This window comes from Promicromonospora kroppenstedtii DSM 19349 (assembly GCF_000515355.1).
Taxonomy (GTDB): Bacteria; Actinomycetota; Actinomycetes; order Actinomycetales; family Cellulomonadaceae; genus Promicromonospora; species Promicromonospora kroppenstedtii.
On the sequence record NZ_KI911648.1, the window covers coordinates 844 to 2,081 of the forward strand.

The 1,238-nt window shown below is 74.2% G+C and carries 1 protein-coding gene; it reads right to left on the minus strand.

What is annotated here, in order from left to right; genetic code table 11:
* Window positions 1–1,069 (minus strand): helix-turn-helix transcriptional regulator (locus tag PROKR_RS09510; protein WP_084800348.1); only part of this gene is annotated, 1,069 nt, incomplete at its 3' end.
* Window positions 1,070–1,238 lie beyond the last annotated feature (169 nt).

A 1,238-nucleotide genomic window follows, 5' to 3' on the forward strand; every position in this document is an offset into this window, starting at 1 on the left:
CGGGCGACCCGGGTGGGTCGCCGAGCGCTGCGGCGGCCCGCAGGCGCCGGACGGTCTCCTCGCGGACGGCCTCGGGTTCCAGGACGACGACCGCGGCGCCGTACCCGGCGGCCTCGGACGCCATGCCGGTCAGGGACCGGTAGGGCACCTGGAGGATGTCCCACCCGGCGGGGTCCCCGGCCAGGGCTCCGGCGGTCGTGGTGAGCTGTGCGTCGTAGGTGGTGCGTTCGCCGTCGGGCACGGCCTTGGCGCGGGCGCGCAGCGCGCTGGCGCGTTCGGGGCGGACGGCGACGACGGCCTGCCGCATCTCGCCGTGGGTCTTGCCGAGCATGGCGTCGGTCTCGAAGTCGGGGACCTCGAAGGCGCCGGCCGGTCCGGTGACGCGCACGCGGGACTCGATGCGGGTCATGCGGAACACCCGGGGCGCCTGCCGGTCGCGGTCGAAGCACATGAGGTACCAGCCGCCGTCGCGGGCGGCGATGCGCCACGGTTCGACGTGCCGGACGAGCACGGCCCCGTTGTAGGCGGCGCGGTAGCTGAACGTGACGACGCGGCGGGCCTCGATGGCTTCCATGAGGGGCCCGTAGGCGTCACCGACGGCACGCACGGACGGCGCGAGCCCGGCCAGCGCGTCGGCCGACGGGTCGCCCGCACCCGCGGCCCGCAGCTTGACCATGGCGCGCGTGATGTCGGTCTGCAACGTCTTGTCCTGCCAGAACTGGGCGGCCAGGGACAGCACGCCGAGCTCGGCGGGCGTGAGGTCGATCGGCGGCAGCGCGTAGGCGTCCTGGTCGATGCGGTAGCCGAGCTCGTCGGTGTGCCCGCCGGTGCCGACGGTCACCACGGGGATGCCGAGGGCGCGCAGCATGTCCTTGTCCCGCTCGAACATCCGCTCGAACGCCTCGTCGCTGGGCGCGTCGGAGTAGCCGGCCACGGCGGTGCGCACCTGTTGCTTGGTCATGGCGGCGTTCGTGTTCACGAGCGCGATGACGAGGTTCAGGAGGCGCTCGGCGGGGTTGAGTCCCGTGGCCGGGGCGGAGGACGAGGTGGGGGGCGGGTCGCTGGACATCAGGACAACGGTATCGGGCGGTAACCTCCACGGTGTGATGACGTGGCGGATCGGGACCGTGATTTCCACAGGCAGGGCGTGGCGAGGAGCCCTCGAGCTCGAGGTGACCCTCGACCGGCCCCTGCCCGGCCGGGCGCCCGAGGGGACGGCGGACGGCGCCGCGGGCCCG